The sequence below is a fragment of the Dietzia sp. 179-F 9C3 NHS genome, assembly GCF_045369825.1.
In the GTDB taxonomy this organism is placed as follows: Bacteria; Actinomycetota; Actinomycetes; order Mycobacteriales; family Mycobacteriaceae; genus Dietzia.
In genome coordinates, this window is record NZ_JBIQES010000001.1 from 13,590 (window position 1) to 31,176 (window position 17,587).

The following is a 17,587-nucleotide window of genomic DNA, read 5'->3' on the forward strand; positions in this document are numbered from 1 at the left end:
CGCACGGGGCTCTCGGCGGGCCTCGGCGGGTGGGCGCCGGGGCGTCCGGGCTTGTCGTCGTGGCGCGGATCCGACCCCGTCCATGGGCGTGGGGCGGCCGGGTCGGGAGGTCGCCGTCGAGGCGGGGAGCCGTGTGTCGCACACCGTGGCGCGACCGCCGCGTGTGCCCCTGAGAGCTCGGCGGTGGGGCCCGGCGAAGGTGGCCGACGGTCATGCCGTGCAGATCGCTGCAGGTCACGAGGCCGCGGCCGGCCGGCAAAAAAATCATCGGGAAATGTGGCCCATTTCCGGAGAAAATCCGTATCGATTTGCCGAGGGCTTTACGTTGTGGAGCCGGAAACCCCGTGACAATTCCGGGAATCCTACGCTGAACTCTGAGTTATCGGCGTCAAGAAAAGGCGGGTTAAAGGGGTTATTCCGGATCTATTGCACGGCGTATTGTTTGAATCGGCTGCTTCGGGGCGAATTGCCCTTTCAATTGGCGGATAAATGGCGCCAAGATTGGTTAAAGACTCCGCTTGACAGGCGGCTCACCGGGGTTCATAGTCGTTCTCGAGCTGCTCCGGGGCTCACGGTTCGAGCAGGTAGCGAGCTCGGATGCGACACATCCGGAGTTGAGAACTGAACAGAGTGAATGCGTCCAATAATGCAATCCGCCTACTCGGTAAGCAATGCAGGAGAAGATCAGTTCGGCGCTCTTGCCGGTGCCGTACCAACAAAGGAGAATGCCATGAACAATCATCGGAATCGGAACGTCATCCCCCTCACTCGCCCCCGGTCCGAAGCGACCGGCTCGGACGCCGGCACCGCCGAGTCCCTGTCGGTGGTCCTCGACGGCTGGAACGTCCTCCTGGGCGCCGCCGACGGATTCGGCTACTCGTGCCGGCAGCTGTCGACGTTCGAGATCGACCTGCCGCGACTGGTGGACCGGGTCGCTGCGAGGCGGAAGCGGGCGAGCCGCGTCGAGCGCATCGGGATCGTGTTCGGCACGCATCCCCCCGGGGTGAACCCCGTGGCGGCGGCGATGCAGGCCGCGGCGATTCGCAGGTGGAGGCGGGACGGACGGGTCATCGTGCTCGATCCCGGGATGGTGGCCGAAGGGGCCGGTCCGGAGGGCGGCCCGATCCGATACCGCGAGGCGTCGGGCGACGCCACGATCCAGCGCCTACTCGTGGACTGGACGGACGACGGAGTGACCGACGCCGCGGTGCTCGTCAGTGCAGACGCGGATCACCTGGCGACCGTGATGGACATCCGCCGACGGAGGCGCACCCATCTCGAGGTGGCTCGCTGGGAGTGGCAGCGCTCCAGTCTCTGGTACCCGGGGCTGTGGGTGCACTACCTCGGGGTGGATGTGCTCGACGCGACCACCCGCGACCTCGACCCCCGGAAGGCGGCCTGACATGAGCGCTCGGAACGATGGAGCATCCGCCGAGGGCGGCGGACACGGCGGGCAGACGGCGGGCGGGCCGACGGACGGTGCGCCGGAGGGCGCGATCCCGATCGTCATCACCGCGGCCGAGCAACGCGAGATGGAGCGCCGGAGCCTGCGCTACGCGGGCGACGAGGCGGAGGCCGAGGCGGGCGAACTGTGGGAGTGGCTCACCGAAGTGGAAGGGCCGGGCAGGGGTCGCGGGTTCGAGGCGTCGGAGGAGTCGATGCTGTTCGCGCGGATGGTTGACCAGATCACGACGCTGTGTCAGTTGCTGGCGACGGCGGCGGACCGGTATCTGGACAACGACAGCGCTACCGCGTGGATCCTTCTGGAGCAGGCACGGCAGCAGCTCGGCCACGCGGCGGTGACCGTCGGGGAGATGGACGGGACGCTGCCGCGGGACGACGAGTACGAGAGGGCGGCGAACCTGCTGTGGCTCCTCCACCGGGATCGGCTGCCGGAGCCGGGGCATGCGAAGCAGCGGGTCGACTACGGTGACGGCTCTGCCGAACCCGTCGATCCTCGACCGGACACGGTGTTCGTTCTGGCTCCGCTGCAGCTCATTGCCCACGCGGCGATGCGGTTCGGCACCGTCGCCCCAGGGCCGATGCCGGACGGCCGGATCGAGCGGATGGCGTTCGGCGAGTACTTCGCGACGGTGCTCGAGGAGGCCATGCTCCTGCTCAGGGCCCGTGCGCGGCAGCGCGGGGCGACGGGGCTGCTGCGCGGCGCAGATCGGAGGCTCGACGCGGCGGGGGTCGTGTGGCAGTCCATCCCGGAGGCGTGGGAGGTGTTCCCGCCGGTGGACGGCGAACACGGGGCGGCGTGACCTCACCCCTCATACCCGTGCGTCCACCACGAACGGCAGGCCGACCGAGAGGATCGCGCGGTACGCGGTGAGGAACCGGGTCCCGGTGGGGGAGGGCGATCGATCCGAGGGCGGCGGCGTGGGCGGGGTCGATCGCCAGCATGGTCATGCCGGAGCGGGGGATCTGCTGCGATCTCCTGGATGCCGGCGACGGAACACAGGCGGGGGCGGCGCCGGCCAGGCCATGTCGGTCCTGCGCTGCGGCACCAGCTCGGCGACCGGCCGGCCTCGTGGATGTTGACGGTGACCATGCACGGACGATCCCCACCGAGTCGAACCAAGTCCATGACTGTGGGCCTCGTCGTCGTCGCCATCTCACCTATCCTGGCCCCGTGACCCGCGACCTCGATCCCTCCACCGGTTCCCCGGACCCCTCCGTCCTCGTCACGGCCCGCGACCTCATCGCCGAGATCGCGCAGTACCCGATCCCCGTCATCCTCGACGTGCGCTGGCAGCTCGGCGACCCGGACGGGCGGCGCCACTACTTCGGCGGCCACATCCCCGGCGCCCAGTTCGTGGACCTGTCCACGGCGCTCGCGGCGGCGCCCGGCACCAACCTGGGGCGGCACCCGCTGCCCGCGCCCGAGGACTTCGAGGACGCCATGCGCCGCGTGGGCGTCAACGACGCGGACAGCGTCGTGATCTACGACGACGTGGGCGGCACCTCCGCCGCGCGCGCCTGGTGGCTCCTGCGCTGGGCGGGCAAGGAGGACGTGCGGCTGCTCGACGGCGGCCTCAAGGCGTGGATCGCCGCCGGCGGCGACCTGGTCGTGGGCCCCGGCAATCCGGTCGAACGCGGCGACTTCAGCTTTGACCTCGACCACATGCGCACCGTCACCCTCGATGAGGCCGCGGACTGGCCGGACCGGGGCGTGCTGCTCGACGTGCGCGCGGCCGAGCGCTACGCGGGGCGCTCGGAGCCGGTGGACAAGCGGGCCGGCCACATCCCTGGTGCCCGCAACCTGCCCACCACCGACTTCCTCGACGACCGCGGCCGGTTCCTGCCCGCCGACGAGATCCGCGCCCTGTTCGCCGAGGTCGGGGTGACGGACGGCGCCGACACGGTCGTGTACTGCGGCTCGGGCATCCACGCCACGCACGCGCTCGCGGCCATGGAGATCGCCGGACTGCAGGCGGGGCGGCTGTTCCCGGGCTCGTGGTCGCAGTGGTCCTCGGACCGCACCCGGCCGATCGCCGTGGGGGAGGAGCCCGGACGGTAGGGGTCCGCGCCGACCGGATGCCCGACCGCCCGCGCCGCCTCGCGGGCGGGGACCGTTCCGCTGACTACCCTCGGTGACCATGGTCGTGCTCTGGTTTGTCCTAGCCCTGGTACTGCTCGCCGCCGCGCTCGTCCTGCTGAGCTTGGACGCGAAACAGCGCAACCGGCGCTCCGGCGGCGGCGAGGGCGCGGAACCCGCGTCCGCCCCCGCTGTGGGCTCCGCGGAGGGCCCGGGTGGGGAGGGTGACGACGAGGTCGATGCTGCCGACCCCGAGCCCGACACGGGCGCCCCCGTCGCCCCGGGTCTCGCCACCCCGCCCTCCGGCGCCGCGGAGGACGGCCGGCGTGCCGAGCCGGAGCAGCCGCTCGTCGAGCCCGGGCAGCCGCGCCCGGCGCCGTTCCAGCGCGGCGCGGCGGGCCGGCCGCAGTCGGACGCCGGGCAGTCGGATGCGGGCGAGTCTCGGCCGGGCGGGGACGAGCCGGTGTCGGACGGGGACGAGCCGCGGTCGGACGGGGACGAGCCGATCTCGGACGGGGAAGAGCCACCGCGCCTCGATCCGACGGTCGCCGCGATGGCCGGGGCCGCCGGTGCCGCGGGCGCCGGCGCGGCGGCGGCCTCGTCGCCGCGCCTGCTGGACCGCGTGCGCGGCATCCTGCCCCGCCGTCGCGGGAACGCCGCGCCCGCGGAGCCCACGGGCGCGCCGACCGAGCATGCCGAGCAGGACCCGCTGGCCGACTCGCCGGTGGTGCGATGGCTCGAGGAGCGCGAGTTCGAGCCCACCCCCACCCCGGCGCCGGACTTCCGCCACGGCGACTTCGCGGGCGGCCTTCCGAAGTTGGGCACCGTCTCGCACGGGATGTTCCGGGGCCGGCGCGCGATCATGGGTGTGAGCGGCGGCCGGGCGGTCCTCGCGCTGCGCCGTGACACCGCCTCCGACGTCGTGCTGGACCTGAGCCGCCCGGACGTGGACGCCGAGCCGGGCTTCCACGACGCCGGCGAGGTGGCCGCGCTCGAGGCGCGCACCTCCGACGTGGGTCGGCTCGACCTCGTTGACCGCGAGCGCCTGGCCGACGCCCTGCGCGGGTTGCCCGCCGACGTCCGCCGCGTGTGGGCCGAGGGCGAGTGGGTGGCCGCCACGGTCGACGACGCCGAGAATCCCGCGACCTGGGACGACGCCGTGGTCGCCCTCCACGGCGCCGCCGACGTGCTGGCGCCACTGCCGCCGATCGGGGGCCGGGCGCGCCCGCTTCCGGCGGACATCGACCCGGGCGCCCCGGGCGCCGCTGATGGGCCGGACGCCGACCCGGCCGTGGGCATGGACGGCACCGCGGGCACCGGCGTGGCGGCCGGGGGCGGCCCCGGGCGGGACGGCGACACCCCGGCCACGGCCGTCACTGCGACAATGGTCGCGGTCGGCACGGCCGACGCGGCCGACGACGAGGCGGGCGCGGTCGAGACGGCGCCCGTCAGCGCGGACACCGGCTCCCGCCGCGCGGGCCATCTGCGCCTCGTGCCCGGCCGTCGCGAGGGGGTCCGCGACCTCACCGACGCACCCGTGGTGGCCGACCGCGGCGAAGCGGATGCCGACCCCGACGCCGCGGAGCCCGCCGCCGGGGCCGCCGAGGCGCCCGGGTCGTCGGGGGAGCCGGGTCAGCAGCCCGAGGCCGAGCCCGAGGTCGCGGAGCCGGACGCCGAGCCCGAGGTCGAGGAGCCGGACCCGTTCGCCGAGATCATGGAGCCCGGCGGTGCCGTCGAGGACCGCGGCGACGTGGCCTCGGACCACCTGGCGCCGCGCCCGCCGCTCTCGCGCCCGAGTCGTGGCGCCGGCCAGGCCTTCCCCGAGGACGCCTCGGTGCCGCCGCTGGCCGCCGGCGCGGCGTCGGGCGCCGCCGGGATCAAGCCCCTCGGCTCGGAGGACGACGAGGACGAGATCCGCACCGAGGTCGAGCGCTTCGACGCCGCCCGTACCGACGGCGGCACGGACCTCGACGGGGACTCCTCGGGCCGCCACGGCTCGGACGGGATCACCCGCGACGCGCCCGGCGAGGAGACGGCCGCGCTCTCGGTCGCGGAGCTGGCGGCCAAACTGGGCGTGAACCCCGACCAGGGCGGTCGTCGCCGTCGTCGTCGTCGCGCCGAGGACGGACCCGACACCGACGAGCCGGGCGCCACGGAGCCCACCATCGAGCGCGCGGGCGGCGATCCCGACCTCGAGGAGACCCGCTCCCTGCGCCTGCCGCCGCACCTGCGGGAGGACTGAGCTTCCACAACCAGAGAAGGGGCCCTCCCGCACGCCATGTGCAGGCTGGCCCCTTCTCGTGTCGGTCGGTTCAGCTAGCGGAGCTGAGCATCGACGTTAACTCGGGCATGACGCCGGACAGTGGGGCAACGTCGTAGCCGACGGAGTCTGTGAGGCTGCCCTCGGCCGACCCGGAGAGGGATCCGACGTCGAGGGAACCGGTCCCGGGAGCCGGTGCATCCTCGCCACCGGTCCCGGTCACGATCACCGCGGCAGGGTTCGGGGTGGAGCCGGTCCACTGGTCGTACTCGACGCGGATCGTTTCGAGTTCGACCGTGTATCGGTGGGTCGCGGTCCGCTCGGCGCGCGGCACGTCGTCCTCCCAGGTGAGCGTGGTATCCGACTCGGGTACGGGGACGGGATCACCCACGGCGACGCCGTTGCGGTACAGCTGCACCAGGGTTCCCTCGGGGTATTCCAGCCCCGGACGCTGGAACGTCGCGGTCACGGTGACAGGGAGCGAGTCCTCGTCCAGTTGGCCGATCGTTGCGCGCAGGTTGAAGTCGGTGTTCCACTGCACCACCGGCTTCGGAGTGAGGGTGAGGACGATGGAGTCCTCGCTCGGCTCGATGTTGCCCTCGACGCCGGAGTACTCCGCGACGATGTTTACCTGGACCTCCGGTGCGTCATCGGCCACGCGCGGGAATTCGTGCGCGATCTCTGCGTAACCTCCGGCGTCCGGGTTCGCGACGCCGAGGACCTCGTCGGTGTCGGCGTTACGGAAGGTGACGGTGCCCTGGGAGATCTCGCCTGCGCTGGCATACTGCGCGGACACCTGGGCGCGAAGCGGGACGGGGATCGATGAGTCGGCCGCCTGGTCGCCGCCCACAATTCGGGTGGTCGAGTCGAGCTGGACCACGGCGTCCTCGGACACTGTCACCGACGCGAGCTGCGCTGCGTTGGCGCTCGCCGCGCACTCGTTCTGAAAGTTTGAACCGAAGAACCCGCCGGTGTTTCCGGAATACATGAGCTGTGCGCCCGCGGCGGAGCTGTTCGGCCCGGTTCCCGCCAGTCCCACGACGATTTCGTCGCCCGCGGTGGCGTCGAGCGGAGCGCGGAAGGTCATCTCGACGGTGGGGAATCGGAAGTTCTGGTTCGAGCTCACGGTGAGACCGCCGGAGTTTCCAGTGCCTGAGCTCGTGCCCCAGCGCGCAGATGCACCACCCCAAATTCTCAGGGCGTCACCGTCGGCCTGGTTGACCTTGGTCTGGGAGTTGACACGGACCAGCGACGGGGTACCGCCCATGTTGGTCGCGCGGCCGACGAGACGGGAATCGACGAGTGTCGCGTTGTCGGGCAGCGCGATGTCGTACGTGAACCGCGCGTGGTTCCGGGAGTTGTTGCGCATTTCGCCCGGATCGAGGACGACGGTGAAGACTTCGCCCGGAGCGACGGACGCTGGAGCAGTGGTGGTCACGGTGATCGGCGAACCGGGTGCGTTCCCGGGGTTGTTGCCGCGACAAACGTAGGTCACCTCCGTCGGATCGTTGACGGGATCGGTCTGCGCGTGAGCTGCGGGCGCCACGGCGACGGCGGTGGAGAGGGCCATGGAGGCTCCCGCCACTAGCGAGGCGAGTCGTTTCCAGGTCATCCGGTACTCCTTTGAGGGAAGAGGGGAGGGTCCGAAAATGTAGGGGGTGTCCAGTGGCCTGATCAGGACATTTTCCGAACTGAGTGATTAGTATCACGAAATAGGGCAGGATGTTTGCTCAGTTGCACTTTCTTCCCCCTCCATCCCCTCATCAGGAGAACCGAGTCCATGATCGGAAATACTTCTCGTTCGGCTGTGCTCGCCGTCTCTGGGGCCGTCGCGATGGCGGCCGCGCCGGTTGTCGGCGCCCAGATTCCCGGCGACAACCCACGCACCTGGGTTTTCCCGGTGGATGACACCCGGATCCAGCTCGCGGTGGACGCCCCTGACCTCGAGACGGGGCAGGTGAACGTGACGATGCAGAACAACACCGGCCAAAACCTCACCTGCCAGGGGCTCGACGGCACTGCCGCCGCCACCGTGACGACAGCCGAGGTCGTCGCGAGGTCCGTGGACTTCTACACGCACTACCCGCATTCGGAGTTCGCCGACCTCAATGTCAGGGCGAGCGTCTTGTTCACGACCATCGACGAGGACATCCCGCTGGGCAGTGTGGTCGACATGGTTCCGGGTAGCGCCGCCGGCATGATCAACCCGGAATGGGGCGCACTCGGCGAAATCAACCGCGAGTTCGCTGACGCCCGCCTCGCCGGTCGGTACGGACCGATGGCCAACTCGATCACGATCCCGGCCCAGACCGCGCAGCAGGCCAGCGTGCAGTTGCATCGGCCAAGCGCCGGCACGTGGCAGGACTTCCAGACGGGGGTCTTCGCGACCTGCGTGATCGACGGCCAGCGGTACGTCTTCCACGCCTATCAGGATGACCAGCGTCCCGACCTCGCCGCCACAGACGAGACGACCGGCAGTCTCGGCAGCGCCGCGATCGGCAGCGGTAGCTGATCAGTTCCGATCCCCGCCGCTTCCCGCCCTCAGGGAATCGGACAGACAGGAGAACCACCCTCATGACCCTCACCAACCACACAGTGCTCCGCGGCGCCGTCGTCTCGGCCGCCGCCGTCTCGCTCGTCGCGGGCGCCGCTATGGCGGGCGCCCAGGTTCCCGGTGGCGACACCGACGGAGTCGTCGTCGTTGTGGACAGCCGCGATCTTGTCGTCACCGTCGACGACAAGGGCGAGAACCCCACCCAGGTGACCGGCTCAATCCAGAACACCACCAGGGACAACTTCCGATGCGCCACCCCTGGCCCCAACATGGAAGGGGAGTTCCCCGGACAGGTCACAACCGCAGGCGTTGTCCGAGAGGCGGTCGACTACTACCGCACCAATGTCTTCACCGGGGCCACCGGAATAGCGCTGGGGCCACTGAGGCCACTGGGTATGGGAAGCCTTTACGACATCCTGCCCGCGGGTAGCTCCGTCGGCTCTGCGGAGGTCGACTCGCGCACCGCACAGATGGAGGCCCGTGTCGCCGGCCGGACCGGCGATCCTACGGTCGGCAATTCCGCAGTCTTCAACGTCAACGCAGGTCAGGCCGTCAACTGGACCGCGCTCCTCGGCCTGCCTGCCACAGGTGACAGGGGTGACTGGCAGGCCGCGGCGATGTTCTATTGCATCAACCAGTCCTCCGGACAGCACTTCGTGTTCCACGGCTACGAGGACGTGCCCGATCCCGAGGTGGCCGAACCGGAGTCGTCGGGGAGCGCTTCCGGCAGTCTGAACGCTGGCTCCCTCGGCTCGTGACCCCGCCCGAACCCATGTCATCAAGGAGTCTCATGACCACCTCCACCACTCTCAAGGGGTTCGCGGCGGTCGCTGCCGCGGCGGCACTCGCAGTCGCGGGCGCCGGAGCCTCGACCGCTCAGAACGTCATCCCCGGTGACGACAACAAGGGACGTACCGTTGTCGTGGGTGCCGAGGGAATGGAGATCGAGTTCGTCAGCGTCGCCCGGGGCACCGGGCAGGTCGTCGTCTCGCTCACCAACAACACCGGCCAGAGCCTGCGGTGCGAGGCGCCGAACGAGGACACATCGGCCCGACCAGGCGGCACGGTCTCGACCGCTGAGGTCGTCGGTCTGTCCGAGCAGTTCTACTCCTCGTACCAGAACACGCAATACGAGAACGTCGTCCACGGATCGGTCGGTCAGCTCATGCAGCTGTGGCCCCTCGGCCAGCTCATCCCGACCGGCAGCGCTGCCCAGTTCCTCAGTGATCGTGTCCAGCTCGAGGCGGACATCGCGAATGCACACCAACAGGCCAAGCAGCACGGTTACGTGGGAACCACGCCGGCCTTCACGATCAACGACGGGGCGACGGTGGAGCGAACCATCCAGCTCGGCCAGCCTGCGGTGAGCCCGCGCGGTGACGCCAGGCTCGGCTACTTCACCATCTGCGGTCCCGGCGGGACGCAGGGGACCCAGCAGCTCTATGCATGGTCCGCGTACGAGGAACCAACCGAGTCCGAGCCGGGTGAGGATCCCGCACCCAACGGCAGCCTCGACCTCGGCTCGCTCGGAAGCTAGATCGGGTCCAGCAGCCGGGTGAGGGGCCCCGCCGAGGGTGCTCTATCGGAACCCTGATCCGTCTTCACGCTCCGTCACGGAACGGGCCGGTCGCCACCCGCGACCGGCCCGTTCGACGTTACAGTCGGATACGCCCCGCCGCCCACGCACCGAGGAGCCCCATGTCCGCCTCCCCCGACATCGACGCCCCGTCCCGGGCGCGCTTGGCCGAGCTCGTCGCCGAACTCGCCGTGGTCCACGGCCGCGTCATTCTCTCGTCCGGCCGCGAGGCCAACTACTACGTGGACCTGCGCCGTGCCACCCTGCACCACGAGGCCGCGCCGCTCATCGGGCGGCTGCTGCGTGAACTCACCGCGGACTGGGAGTTCGACGCCGTCGGCGGCCTCACCCTGGGCGCCGACCCGGTGGCCACGGCGATCATGCACGCGCCCGGCCGGCCGATCGACGCGTTCGTGGTTCGCAAGGAGGCCAAGAAGCACGGGATGCAGCGGCGCATCGAGGGGCCGGACATCGTGGGGCGGCGCGTACTCGTCGTGGAGGACACCACGACCACCGGGAACTCACCGCTCACCGCCGTCACCGCGCTGCGGGAGGCCGGGGCCGAGGTGGTGGGGGTGGCCACGGTCGTGGACCGTGCGACCGGGGCCGACGACGTGATCCGCGCCGAGGGCGTCGAGTACCGGGCCCTGCTGGGCCTGTCCGATCTGGGACTGGAGTGAGAATGACGACGAGGACCTTCACCAACCGCCTGACCCGCGCGCTCCGCGAGCGCGCGCTCTCGCTCGTGGACACCGGCCGGCCCGAGGGGCTGGTGTTTCTCGGCGCGGCGGCCGGAACCGAGATCGCCAAGGCCACCGGCTTCGGCCCCCTGGAGAAGGTGTGTAAGCCGGTCATCGCGCCGTCGGCGCTGGTGGTGGCGCTACGTGACGGCGAGCTGGGTGCCGTCGACACCGCGCTGCTCTCGGCGACCGGGGCCGCCTACACCGTGGGCGACGTGATCCTCATGCTCGGCGGCGGCCACGCCAGCCGGTCCGTCGCACGCCTGGCCTCGGGGGCCGCGGCGTTCGGCGTGGGGCACGTGGCGCTCGGGGCGCTCATGCTCCGCTCGGGCATCCGCCCCAAGGCTCTACAAATGTCGTTCCACGGGGCAGTGGCCGGCACCGTCGGCGGCATGCTGCTGCGCGAAGACCGCGGCAACTGGCCGCTGGCCACATACGGCGGGATGCTCGCCGCACTCTCGGCGCTGGCCACCTCGGTGGACCATGGTCGCGCCCCGTCCGCGTCCGTCCTCGCCGTGGGCGGCCCGGTGTTCCTCCTCTCCGATGGGCTCATCCTGGCCCGCCGCAAGGTCGCGGGCGGCTCCCTGGCGGCGCGGGCGCTCGACGTGGGCGTGATCGACACCTACGCCACCGCCACGTTGCTACTGCTCACGGGCACCGCGGCGGCCGCGCGCTCGGCGCGTGGGCGATGACCGCGGCCACCGGCGGGCGGCCCGTCGTCCTGGTCACCGGCGCCGGCCGCGGCATCGGCGAGGCCACCGCCCGCCGCTTCGCCGACGCCGGCTACCTCGTGGGCGCCTATGACCTCGAGCCGTGCGCCTGGGCGGCCGGCGACGACCGCGTGGTGACCGGCACGCTCGACGTCACCAGCCCGGCCGCGTGGGAGCGGGCGCTGTCCGAGCTCATCGCTCTGTCCGGGGGCGTGCTCGACGTGCTGGTCAACAACGCCGGCATCCTCTACGGCGCCCCGTTCGTTGACGCGAGCTACGAACAGGACGCGGCGCTGGTCGACGTCAACGTCAAGGGGGTCCTCTACGGTTGTCGCGCGGCGCACCCGTACCTCGCGAAGTCCGACGCCCCCACCGTGGTCAACCTCTGCTCGGCCTCCGCGATCTACGGCCAGGCCGAGATGGCCGTCTACTCGGCTACCAAGTTCGCCGTCCGCGGCATCACCGAGGCGCTCGACCTCGAGTGGGCCGACGAGGGCATCCGCGTGTGCTCGGTGTGGCCGCTGTACGTGCCCACCGGGATGCTCGAGGGCGTTGACACCGCCGGCATGCGCAATCTGGGTGTGCGCCTGGAAGTAGACCAGGTGGCAACCGAGATCCTCGGCCTGGCCGAGGCGACCCGCCGCCCCGCCCCGCGTGGGCCGCTGGGGCTGCTCGCGGCGCCGTTCGGTCTGCTGCGCGGCGCGTTCGGCCTGCCGGTACACAAGCCTGTCGGTCGCCAGGCCACCAGCCTGTACCTCGCCTCCCAGGTGGCGCCGGGACGCATCATCCGCCTGTCCAACAAGCGCCTCACCTCGTGACCGCCGCCGGGTCCGGAGCGGATGCCGGGGCCGGCGCCGACTCCGGCCCCGGGCCCACCGAGTGGCAGGCCGGAGGCGTACCCGGCCCACCCGTCGGCGTGGGTCCGTGGGCCGACGAGTACCCCGGCGAGCCCCGCCCGACCGGCGACCGGTGGGACCCGGAACTGCTCGACGCGGGCGACCGTCGCAACGTGGTGGACCGTTACCGCTACTGGACCCGCGAGGCGATTGTCGCCGACCTCGACGCCCGCCGGCACCCGTTCCACGTGGCGATCGAGAACTTCGGGCACGACGCCAACATCGGCACCGTCGTGCGCACCGCCAACGCCTTCCTCGCCGCCGAGGTGCACATCGTGGGCCGCCGCCGCTGGAACCGCCGGGGCGCCATGGTCACCGACCGCTACCAGCACATCCGCCACCACGGTGACGTCGGCGCACTCATGGACTGGGCCGCCGGCCGGGATCTGCCGGTGATCGCGGTCGACAACCTCCCCGGCGCCGAGCCGCTGGAGACCGCGCGGCTCCCGCGCGCCTGCGTACTGCTTTTCGGCCAGGAGGGCCCCGGCGTGAGCGACGACGCCCGCCGGGCCGCCGGTCGCACGGTGTCGATCGCGCAGTTCGGCTCCACGCGCTCGATCAACGCCGGCGTCGCGGCCGGCATCGCCATGCACGCCTGGATCCGTGACCACGCCGCGTCCGGGCTCGACGGAGGCTGACGCCGCACCTCTTAATGGAAATGCTTACCATTAAGCACATGATCGATTCACACACCGGCTCTCCTGCCGCTGACACCCGCATCCCCGTCACCGTCCTGTCCGGCTTCCTGGGGGCCGGCAAGACCACGATGCTCAACCACCTGCTCGCCAACCGCGAGGGACGGCGGATCGCGGTGATCGTCAATGACATGTCGGAGATCAACGTCGACGCCGCACTCGTCGCGGGGGAGGGACACCTCGAGCGCGGCGAGGAGAAGCTCGTCGAGCTCACCAACGGCTGCATCTGCTGCACGCTGCGCGAGGACCTGGTCGAATCCGTGGCGCGGCTCGCGCGGACGGGGGAGTTCGATGCGATCGTCATCGAGTCCACCGGGATCTCCGAGCCGATGCCCGTCGCGGCGACCTTCGAGTGGGAGTTCGAGGACGGCTTCCGCCTGGACTCGCTCGCGCGGCTCGACACCATGGTCACCGTGGTGGATGCGGCCACCTTCCTCGGCGCCGTGGCGCGCGGCGACCGGCTCGAGGAGCTGGACATGGCCGCGGGAGAGGGCGACGAGCGGACCGTCGCCGACCTGCTCGTGGACCAGGTCGAGTTCGCCGACCTCGTCCTGGTGTCCAAGGCGGACCTCGTCTCCGACCGGCTCGCCGGGGCGACCGAGCAGATGATCCGCGCCCTCAACCCGCGGGCCCGGGTCCGCCGCCTGGACCATGGCCGGATCGGGCTCGACGAGGTGGTGGACACCGGGCTGTTCGATCCCGAGGCGGCCGCCGCGAGCGCTGGCTACGCCGACGAGTTGGAAAACCCGCACACCCCCGAGACCGAGGAGTACGGGATCTCCTCGAGCGTGTTCCGCGCAGGCCGGCCGTTCGACCCCGCCCGACTCGAGGCGGCCGTCCGCTCGACCCGCGGGCTGCTGCGTTCCAAGGGCTACTGCTGGCTCGCCTCGCATCCTCACCGGGCGATGGTGTGGTCCCAGGCCGGCCCGAACTATGATCTCCACCCGGCGCAGCCGTGGGCGCACATCCCGCAGGTCCGGCCGGGCCAGGAGCTGGTGCTCATCGGCGTGGGGCTGGACCACGCGGGGGTGCGGTCCGCGCTCCGCGGGGCGCTGCTCACCGACGACGAGATGGCCACCTTGCCGTCATCGGTTCCGGGTCTCGGCCTCGCCCGCTGACCCCTCGCCCCTGGGTGATGCCGGGGCGTGCCGGGGGTGGTCAGTCGCGGGGCGCGGGCGCGTCGGAGGAGGGCGGGGCGCCCGGGCCGCGGCGGACGCGGGCGACGAGCTTGGGGCCGGCGGAGACGATCATCGGCATCACGGACAGCAGGACGATCCCGATGAGGATCAGGTCGATGTGGTCCTTGATGATCTGGAACTGCCCGAGCCACGCGCCGAGCGCCGTCACGCCCGCCGCCCACAGCACGGCGCCGATCACGTTGAAGGTGACGAACACGCGGTAGCGCATCCCCGCCATCCCGGCGACCAGCGGCGCGTACGTCCGCACGATCGGCACGAAGCGGCACAGGATGATGGTCGCCGGCCCCCACTTGTCGAAGAACTCGTGGGCCTCGTGGATGTAGGCCTGCTTGAAGAACCGGCCGTCGGGGCGCGCCCGCAGGTGGTGGCCCCAGCGGTTGCCGATGAGGTAGCCCACCTGGTCGCCGAGGAATGCCGCGATCGGGGCGGTGACGAGCACGAGCCACAGCGGCGCGAACGGGTTCGGTTGCTGGGTGAGCAGGCCGGCCGTGAAGAGCAGGGAGTCGCCGGGCAGGAACGGGAACAGCAGGCCGGATTCGATGAAGACCACGGTGAGCAAGGCCGGCAGGATGGCCTTACCGAAAGGGCCGTTCCCGGAGAGCCAGAACTCGGGGTCCATGAAGCCGGGCCCGATCGCGAGGACGTGCTGCGCCTGATCGGCGAGGAGGTGCGTGTTCACGAGAAGGAAGAATAACCCTCCTGCGCTGGGATTCCGCTGTGAAGCGGGGGTGGCGCGGGGTCCCGGGGTCACCCCGTCGCCGTGCCCGCCCACGGCCCTGCCGGACCTCGTAGGATGGACTCGACGTTCAGCGCCGACCTCTGGAGGATCAGCAATGCCCATCGCCACCCCTGAGCAGTACCGCGAGATGCTCGACCGGGCCAAGAAGGAGGGCTACGCCTACCCGGCCATCAACTGCACCTCCTCGGAGACCATCAACGCGGCCATCAAGGGCTTCGCCGACGCCGGTTCCGACGGCATCATCCAGTTCTCGACCGGCGGCTCCGAGTTCGGCTCGGGTCTCGGCGTCAAGGACATGGTCACCGGTGCCGTCGCGCTCGCCGAGTTCGCGCACATCGTCGCCGAGAAGTACGACATCCTGGTCGCGCTGCACACCGACCACTGCCCGGAGGACAAGCTCGACGGCTTCGTCCGCCCGCTGCTGGAGATCTCCAAGGAGCGCGTCGCCCGCGGCGAGAACCCGCTGTTCCAGTCCCACATGTGGGACGGCTCGGCCGTGCCGATCGAGCGCAACCTCGAGCTCGCGCAGGAGCTGCTGGACAAGGCCGACGAGGCCAACATCATCCTCGAGATCGAGATCGGCGTGGTCGGCGGCGAGGAGGACGGCGTCGAGAACGAGATCAACGAGAAGCTGTACACCACCGAGGAGGACTTCCAGAAGACCCTGGACGCCCTCGGCGCCGGCAACACCGGGCAGCGCTACCTGCTCGCCGCGACCTTCGGCAACGTCCACGGCGTGTACAAGCCGGGCAACGTCAAGCTCAAGCCCGAGGTCCTCAAGATGGGCCAGGAGGCGGCGGTCAAGCACCTCGGACTCAACGAGGGCGACAAGCCGTTCGACTTCGTCTTCCACGGCGGCTCGGGCTCGGCCAAGAGCGAGATCGAGGAGGCGCTGTCCTACGGCGTCATCAAGATGAACGTCGACACCGATACCCAGTACGCGTTCACCCGCCCGGTGGCCGCGCACATGTTCTTGAACTACGACGGGGTCCTCAAGGTCGACGGCGACGTGGGCAACAAGAAGACCTACGACCCCCGCTCCTACCTCAAGAAGGCCGAGGCTGCGATGTCGGAGCGTGTCGTCGAGTCGTGCCACGACCTCAAGTCGGCGGGCCGGTCGCTGCTCAAGGGCTGATCGAACGCGGACGCGCCGGACTGGCGCCCTGCGAGGAACCCCGGGATGCTGCGGAAGCGGCGCCCCGGGGTTCCGGCGTCCGTAGGCTCCGGGGCATGACGTCGATCGACTACCGGGTGGTCGTGGACGGCCTGGCGTTCGCCGAGGGCTGCCGGTTCGTCCGCGGCGCGCTGTGGTTCTCCGACATGCACCACCGCGTGGTGCACCGCGTGGACCCGGCGACCGGGGAGTCCCTGGGGCGGTGGCAGACCCCGGACAAGCCCTCCGGGTTGGTGATCGGGGACGGCGACGAGGCGACCGTCACCCAGATGGAGTCCCGCACGGTGGCGCGCCTCGACGCCGAGGGCGGGCTGAATACGATCGCGGACCTGTCCGCCGTCGCGGACTGGCACGTCAACGACATGACCGATGCGCCCGGCGGTGGCCTGTACGTCGGCAACTTCGGTGACGACTCGGTGCCCCCGGCGCCGCCGCGGCCCGGGCGGCTCGCGCATGTCTCCGCCGCCGGCGAGGTCGCCGGTGTGGCCGACGACCTGGGGTTCGCCAACGGGTTGGTGCGCGTGGCCGGAGGTGCGGTCCTGCTGGTGGCGGAGACCCGCTCGGACCCGCCGCGGATCACCGCGTTCGACGTGGCGGAGGACGGCGGGCTGTCCGGCCGGCGCGTGTTCGCGGAGTTCTCCGGTGCGCACATGCCGGACGGGCTCGCGGCCACGTCCTCCGGCGAGGTCCTGGTGGCGATGCCGTTCGCCAGGGAGCTCGTGCTGCTGGATGCCGGTGGAGCCGTGGTTCGCACGTTCCCGGTCGACCGGATGCCGTACTCGTGCGCGATCGACGAGGCCACCCGGACGGCGTACGCGTGCCTGTCCTCCTCGTGGGAGGAACTGGAGTGCCTGCGTGAGCGCGACGCGGCCGTCGTCGCCTTCCCGCTCGACGCCGACGCGTAGGCGCGCGCCCGGGCTGGGGCTGGCGGACCCCGCGAATCAGCCGGGCTGCTGGCCTGTCGGCAGCGCACCCATGCCGACGCCGGTCTCGCACACGGTCCACGCGCCGTTCTCGTGCCGCAGGCGCAGCTCCTCGGGCCCGGAACCCTCGCTGCCCTCGCCCGCGGACTCGACGGTGGCCACGGCGTCGTCTCCGTCGACCTCGACACCGGTCACGGACAACTCCTCGGGGAAGGACCCGATGATCCGCTCCCGGAACATGGCGTCCAGGTCGACACCGGTGCTGGTGCCGGACCCGGCGATCGCGTCGAGCATCTCCTGTGGCATCCGCTGCTCCTCACAGAGCCGGGAGTTGAAGTCAGCGAGCGACTCCGACGAGCCCAGGTCGCGCAGGACCTGCTCGATCTCGCGCTCGGTCCGCGCGGAGGACGACAGCGGCCCCGCGAGGAAGGCCCACGCGACGGCGGCCACCACGAGCACCGCCACCACGGCCACCATGGCCACCACGAGCAGGCGGCTCCGGTCCTCTCGGCGACCGGCCGGGCCGCCCGCTTCGGGATGGCCCCCGGTGTCCGGCTGATGGCTCGTCGTCATTCATTAC

Annotated in this window: 17 protein-coding genes; 14 read left to right on the forward strand and 3 right to left on the reverse strand. The window is 71.1% G+C overall.

Going from position 1 to position 17,587, the window contains the following annotated elements; translation table 11 throughout:
• Positions 1-730 precede the first annotated feature (730 nt).
• The 4 genes from ACH0BZ_RS00060 to ACH0BZ_RS00075 all read left to right on the forward strand — a co-directional run bounded on the left by ACH0BZ_RS00060 (position 731) and on the right by ACH0BZ_RS00075 (position 5,783).
• Positions 731-1,402: a hypothetical protein gene (locus ACH0BZ_RS00060; protein WP_406895803.1), complete on the forward strand. Its 672-nt coding sequence runs from the start codon at positions 731-733 to the stop codon at positions 1,400-1,402.
• Between the two features lies 1 nt (position 1,403).
• On the forward strand, positions 1,404-2,264 hold the full coding sequence (locus tag ACH0BZ_RS00065) for a hypothetical protein (RefSeq protein ID WP_406895804.1): 861 nt from the start codon (positions 1,404-1,406) through the stop codon (positions 2,262-2,264).
• Between the two features lie 371 nt (positions 2,265-2,635).
• Positions 2,636-3,523 (forward strand): sulfurtransferase, encoded by an 888-nt coding sequence (locus ACH0BZ_RS00070; RefSeq protein ID WP_406895805.1) that lies wholly within the window; start codon positions 2,636-2,638, stop codon positions 3,521-3,523.
• A gap of 79 nt (positions 3,524-3,602) precedes the next feature.
• Positions 3,603-5,783, forward strand: coding sequence for a hypothetical protein (locus ACH0BZ_RS00075; RefSeq protein WP_406895806.1), 2,181 nt, complete (start codon positions 3,603-3,605; stop codon positions 5,781-5,783).
• Between the two features lie 70 nt (positions 5,784-5,853).
• Here the strand turns inward: ACH0BZ_RS00075 and ACH0BZ_RS00080 are convergent, their stop codons facing one another.
• Positions 5,854-7,413, reverse strand: a complete 1,560-nt coding sequence (locus ACH0BZ_RS00080) for a hypothetical protein (protein ID WP_406895807.1) — start codon at positions 7,411-7,413, stop codon at positions 5,854-5,856.
• 195 nt (positions 7,414-7,608) lie between these two features.
• Between ACH0BZ_RS00080 and ACH0BZ_RS00085 the strand changes: the two genes are divergently transcribed.
• The 8 genes from ACH0BZ_RS00085 (at position 7,609) to ACH0BZ_RS00120 (ending at position 14,090) form a co-directional block, all read left to right on the forward strand.
• Positions 7,609-8,313, forward strand: coding sequence for a hypothetical protein (locus ACH0BZ_RS00085; protein ID WP_406895808.1), 705 nt, complete (start codon positions 7,609-7,611; stop codon positions 8,311-8,313).
• 62 nt (positions 8,314-8,375) lie between these two features.
• A complete protein-coding gene (locus ACH0BZ_RS00090; protein WP_406895809.1) occupies positions 8,376-9,113 on the forward strand; it encodes a hypothetical protein in 738 nt (245 codons plus the stop codon).
• A gap of 32 nt (positions 9,114-9,145) precedes the next feature.
• Positions 9,146-9,892, forward strand: coding sequence for a hypothetical protein (locus ACH0BZ_RS00095; protein WP_406895810.1), 747 nt, complete (start codon positions 9,146-9,148; stop codon positions 9,890-9,892).
• A gap of 161 nt (positions 9,893-10,053) precedes the next feature.
• Positions 10,054-10,611, forward strand: a complete 558-nt coding sequence (gene pyrE / locus ACH0BZ_RS00100) for an orotate phosphoribosyltransferase (RefSeq protein WP_406895811.1) — start codon at positions 10,054-10,056, stop codon at positions 10,609-10,611.
• A 2-nt stretch (positions 10,612-10,613) separates the two neighbouring features.
• Positions 10,614-11,363, forward strand: coding sequence for a lysoplasmalogenase family protein (locus ACH0BZ_RS00105; RefSeq protein ID WP_406895812.1), 750 nt, complete (start codon positions 10,614-10,616; stop codon positions 11,361-11,363).
• A complete protein-coding gene (locus ACH0BZ_RS00110) occupies positions 11,360-12,199 on the forward strand; it encodes an SDR family oxidoreductase (RefSeq protein ID WP_406895813.1) in 840 nt (279 codons plus the stop codon). Before ACH0BZ_RS00105 ends, ACH0BZ_RS00110 begins: the two co-directional genes overlap by 4 nt.
• Positions 12,196-12,915, forward strand: coding sequence for a TrmH family RNA methyltransferase (locus ACH0BZ_RS00115; RefSeq protein ID WP_406895814.1), 720 nt, complete (start codon positions 12,196-12,198; stop codon positions 12,913-12,915). The genes ACH0BZ_RS00110 and ACH0BZ_RS00115 overlap by 4 nt, the downstream gene beginning before the upstream one ends.
• A gap of 38 nt (positions 12,916-12,953) precedes the next feature.
• Entirely contained in the window at positions 12,954-14,090 is a 1,137-nt protein-coding gene (locus ACH0BZ_RS00120) for a GTP-binding protein (protein ID WP_406895815.1), read from the forward strand.
• Between the two features lie 40 nt (positions 14,091-14,130).
• On the opposite strand, the gene ACH0BZ_RS00125 is transcribed toward ACH0BZ_RS00120, so the two are convergent.
• Entirely contained in the window at positions 14,131-14,790 is a 660-nt protein-coding gene (locus ACH0BZ_RS00125) for a DedA family protein (RefSeq protein WP_406896314.1), read from the reverse strand.
• A gap of 214 nt (positions 14,791-15,004) precedes the next feature.
• Here ACH0BZ_RS00125 and fbaA point away from each other — a divergent pair, with 214 nt between their 5' ends.
• On the forward strand, positions 15,005-16,045 hold the full coding sequence (gene fbaA / locus ACH0BZ_RS00130) for a class II fructose-bisphosphate aldolase (RefSeq protein WP_406895816.1): 1,041 nt from the start codon (positions 15,005-15,007) through the stop codon (positions 16,043-16,045).
• 95 nt (positions 16,046-16,140) lie between these two features.
• A complete protein-coding gene (locus ACH0BZ_RS00135) occupies positions 16,141-16,989 on the forward strand; it encodes an SMP-30/gluconolactonase/LRE family protein (RefSeq protein WP_406895817.1) in 849 nt (282 codons plus the stop codon).
• A gap of 36 nt (positions 16,990-17,025) precedes the next feature.
• Here the strand turns inward: ACH0BZ_RS00135 and ACH0BZ_RS00140 are convergent, their stop codons facing one another.
• Complete coding sequence (locus ACH0BZ_RS00140; RefSeq protein WP_406895818.1) at positions 17,026-17,580, reverse strand: hypothetical protein; 555 nt, start codon at positions 17,578-17,580, stop codon at positions 17,026-17,028.
• Positions 17,581-17,587: the final 7 nt, after the last annotated feature.

Bases quoted from the DNA above. Each gene is read 5' to 3' on its own strand.
- ACH0BZ_RS00135 (WP_406895817.1), top strand. From the start codon at position 16,141: ATGACGTCGATCGACTACCGGGTGGTCGTGGACGGCCTGGCGTTCGCC.
- pyrE (WP_406895811.1), top strand. From the start codon at position 10,054: ATGTCCGCCTCCCCCGACATCGACGCCCCGTCCCGGGCGCGCTTGGCC.
- ACH0BZ_RS00090 (WP_406895809.1), top strand. From the start codon at position 8,376: ATGACCCTCACCAACCACACAGTGCTCCGCGGCGCCGTCGTCTCGGCC.
- ACH0BZ_RS00120 (WP_406895815.1), top strand. From the start codon at position 12,954: ATGATCGATTCACACACCGGCTCTCCTGCCGCTGACACCCGCATCCCC.
- ACH0BZ_RS00060 (WP_406895803.1), top strand. From the start codon at position 731: ATGAACAATCATCGGAATCGGAACGTCATCCCCCTCACTCGCCCCCGG.
- ACH0BZ_RS00065 (WP_406895804.1), top strand. From the start codon at position 1,404: ATGAGCGCTCGGAACGATGGAGCATCCGCCGAGGGCGGCGGACACGGC.
- ACH0BZ_RS00105 (WP_406895812.1), top strand. From the start codon at position 10,614: ATGACGACGAGGACCTTCACCAACCGCCTGACCCGCGCGCTCCGCGAG.
- ACH0BZ_RS00080 (WP_406895807.1), bottom strand. From the start codon at position 7,413: ATGACCTGGAAACGACTCGCCTCGCTAGTGGCGGGAGCCTCCATGGCC.
- ACH0BZ_RS00125 (WP_406896314.1), bottom strand. From the start codon at position 14,790: ATGGACCCCGAGTTCTGGCTCTCCGGGAACGGCCCTTTCGGTAAGGCC.
- ACH0BZ_RS00095 (WP_406895810.1), top strand. From the start codon at position 9,146: ATGACCACCTCCACCACTCTCAAGGGGTTCGCGGCGGTCGCTGCCGCG.
- ACH0BZ_RS00075 (WP_406895806.1), top strand. From the start codon at position 3,603: ATGGTCGTGCTCTGGTTTGTCCTAGCCCTGGTACTGCTCGCCGCCGCG.
- fbaA (WP_406895816.1), top strand. From the start codon at position 15,005: ATGCCCATCGCCACCCCTGAGCAGTACCGCGAGATGCTCGACCGGGCC.
- ACH0BZ_RS00110 (WP_406895813.1), top strand. From the start codon at position 11,360: ATGACCGCGGCCACCGGCGGGCGGCCCGTCGTCCTGGTCACCGGCGCC.
- ACH0BZ_RS00140 (WP_406895818.1), bottom strand. From the start codon at position 17,580: ATGACGACGAGCCATCAGCCGGACACCGGGGGCCATCCCGAAGCGGGC.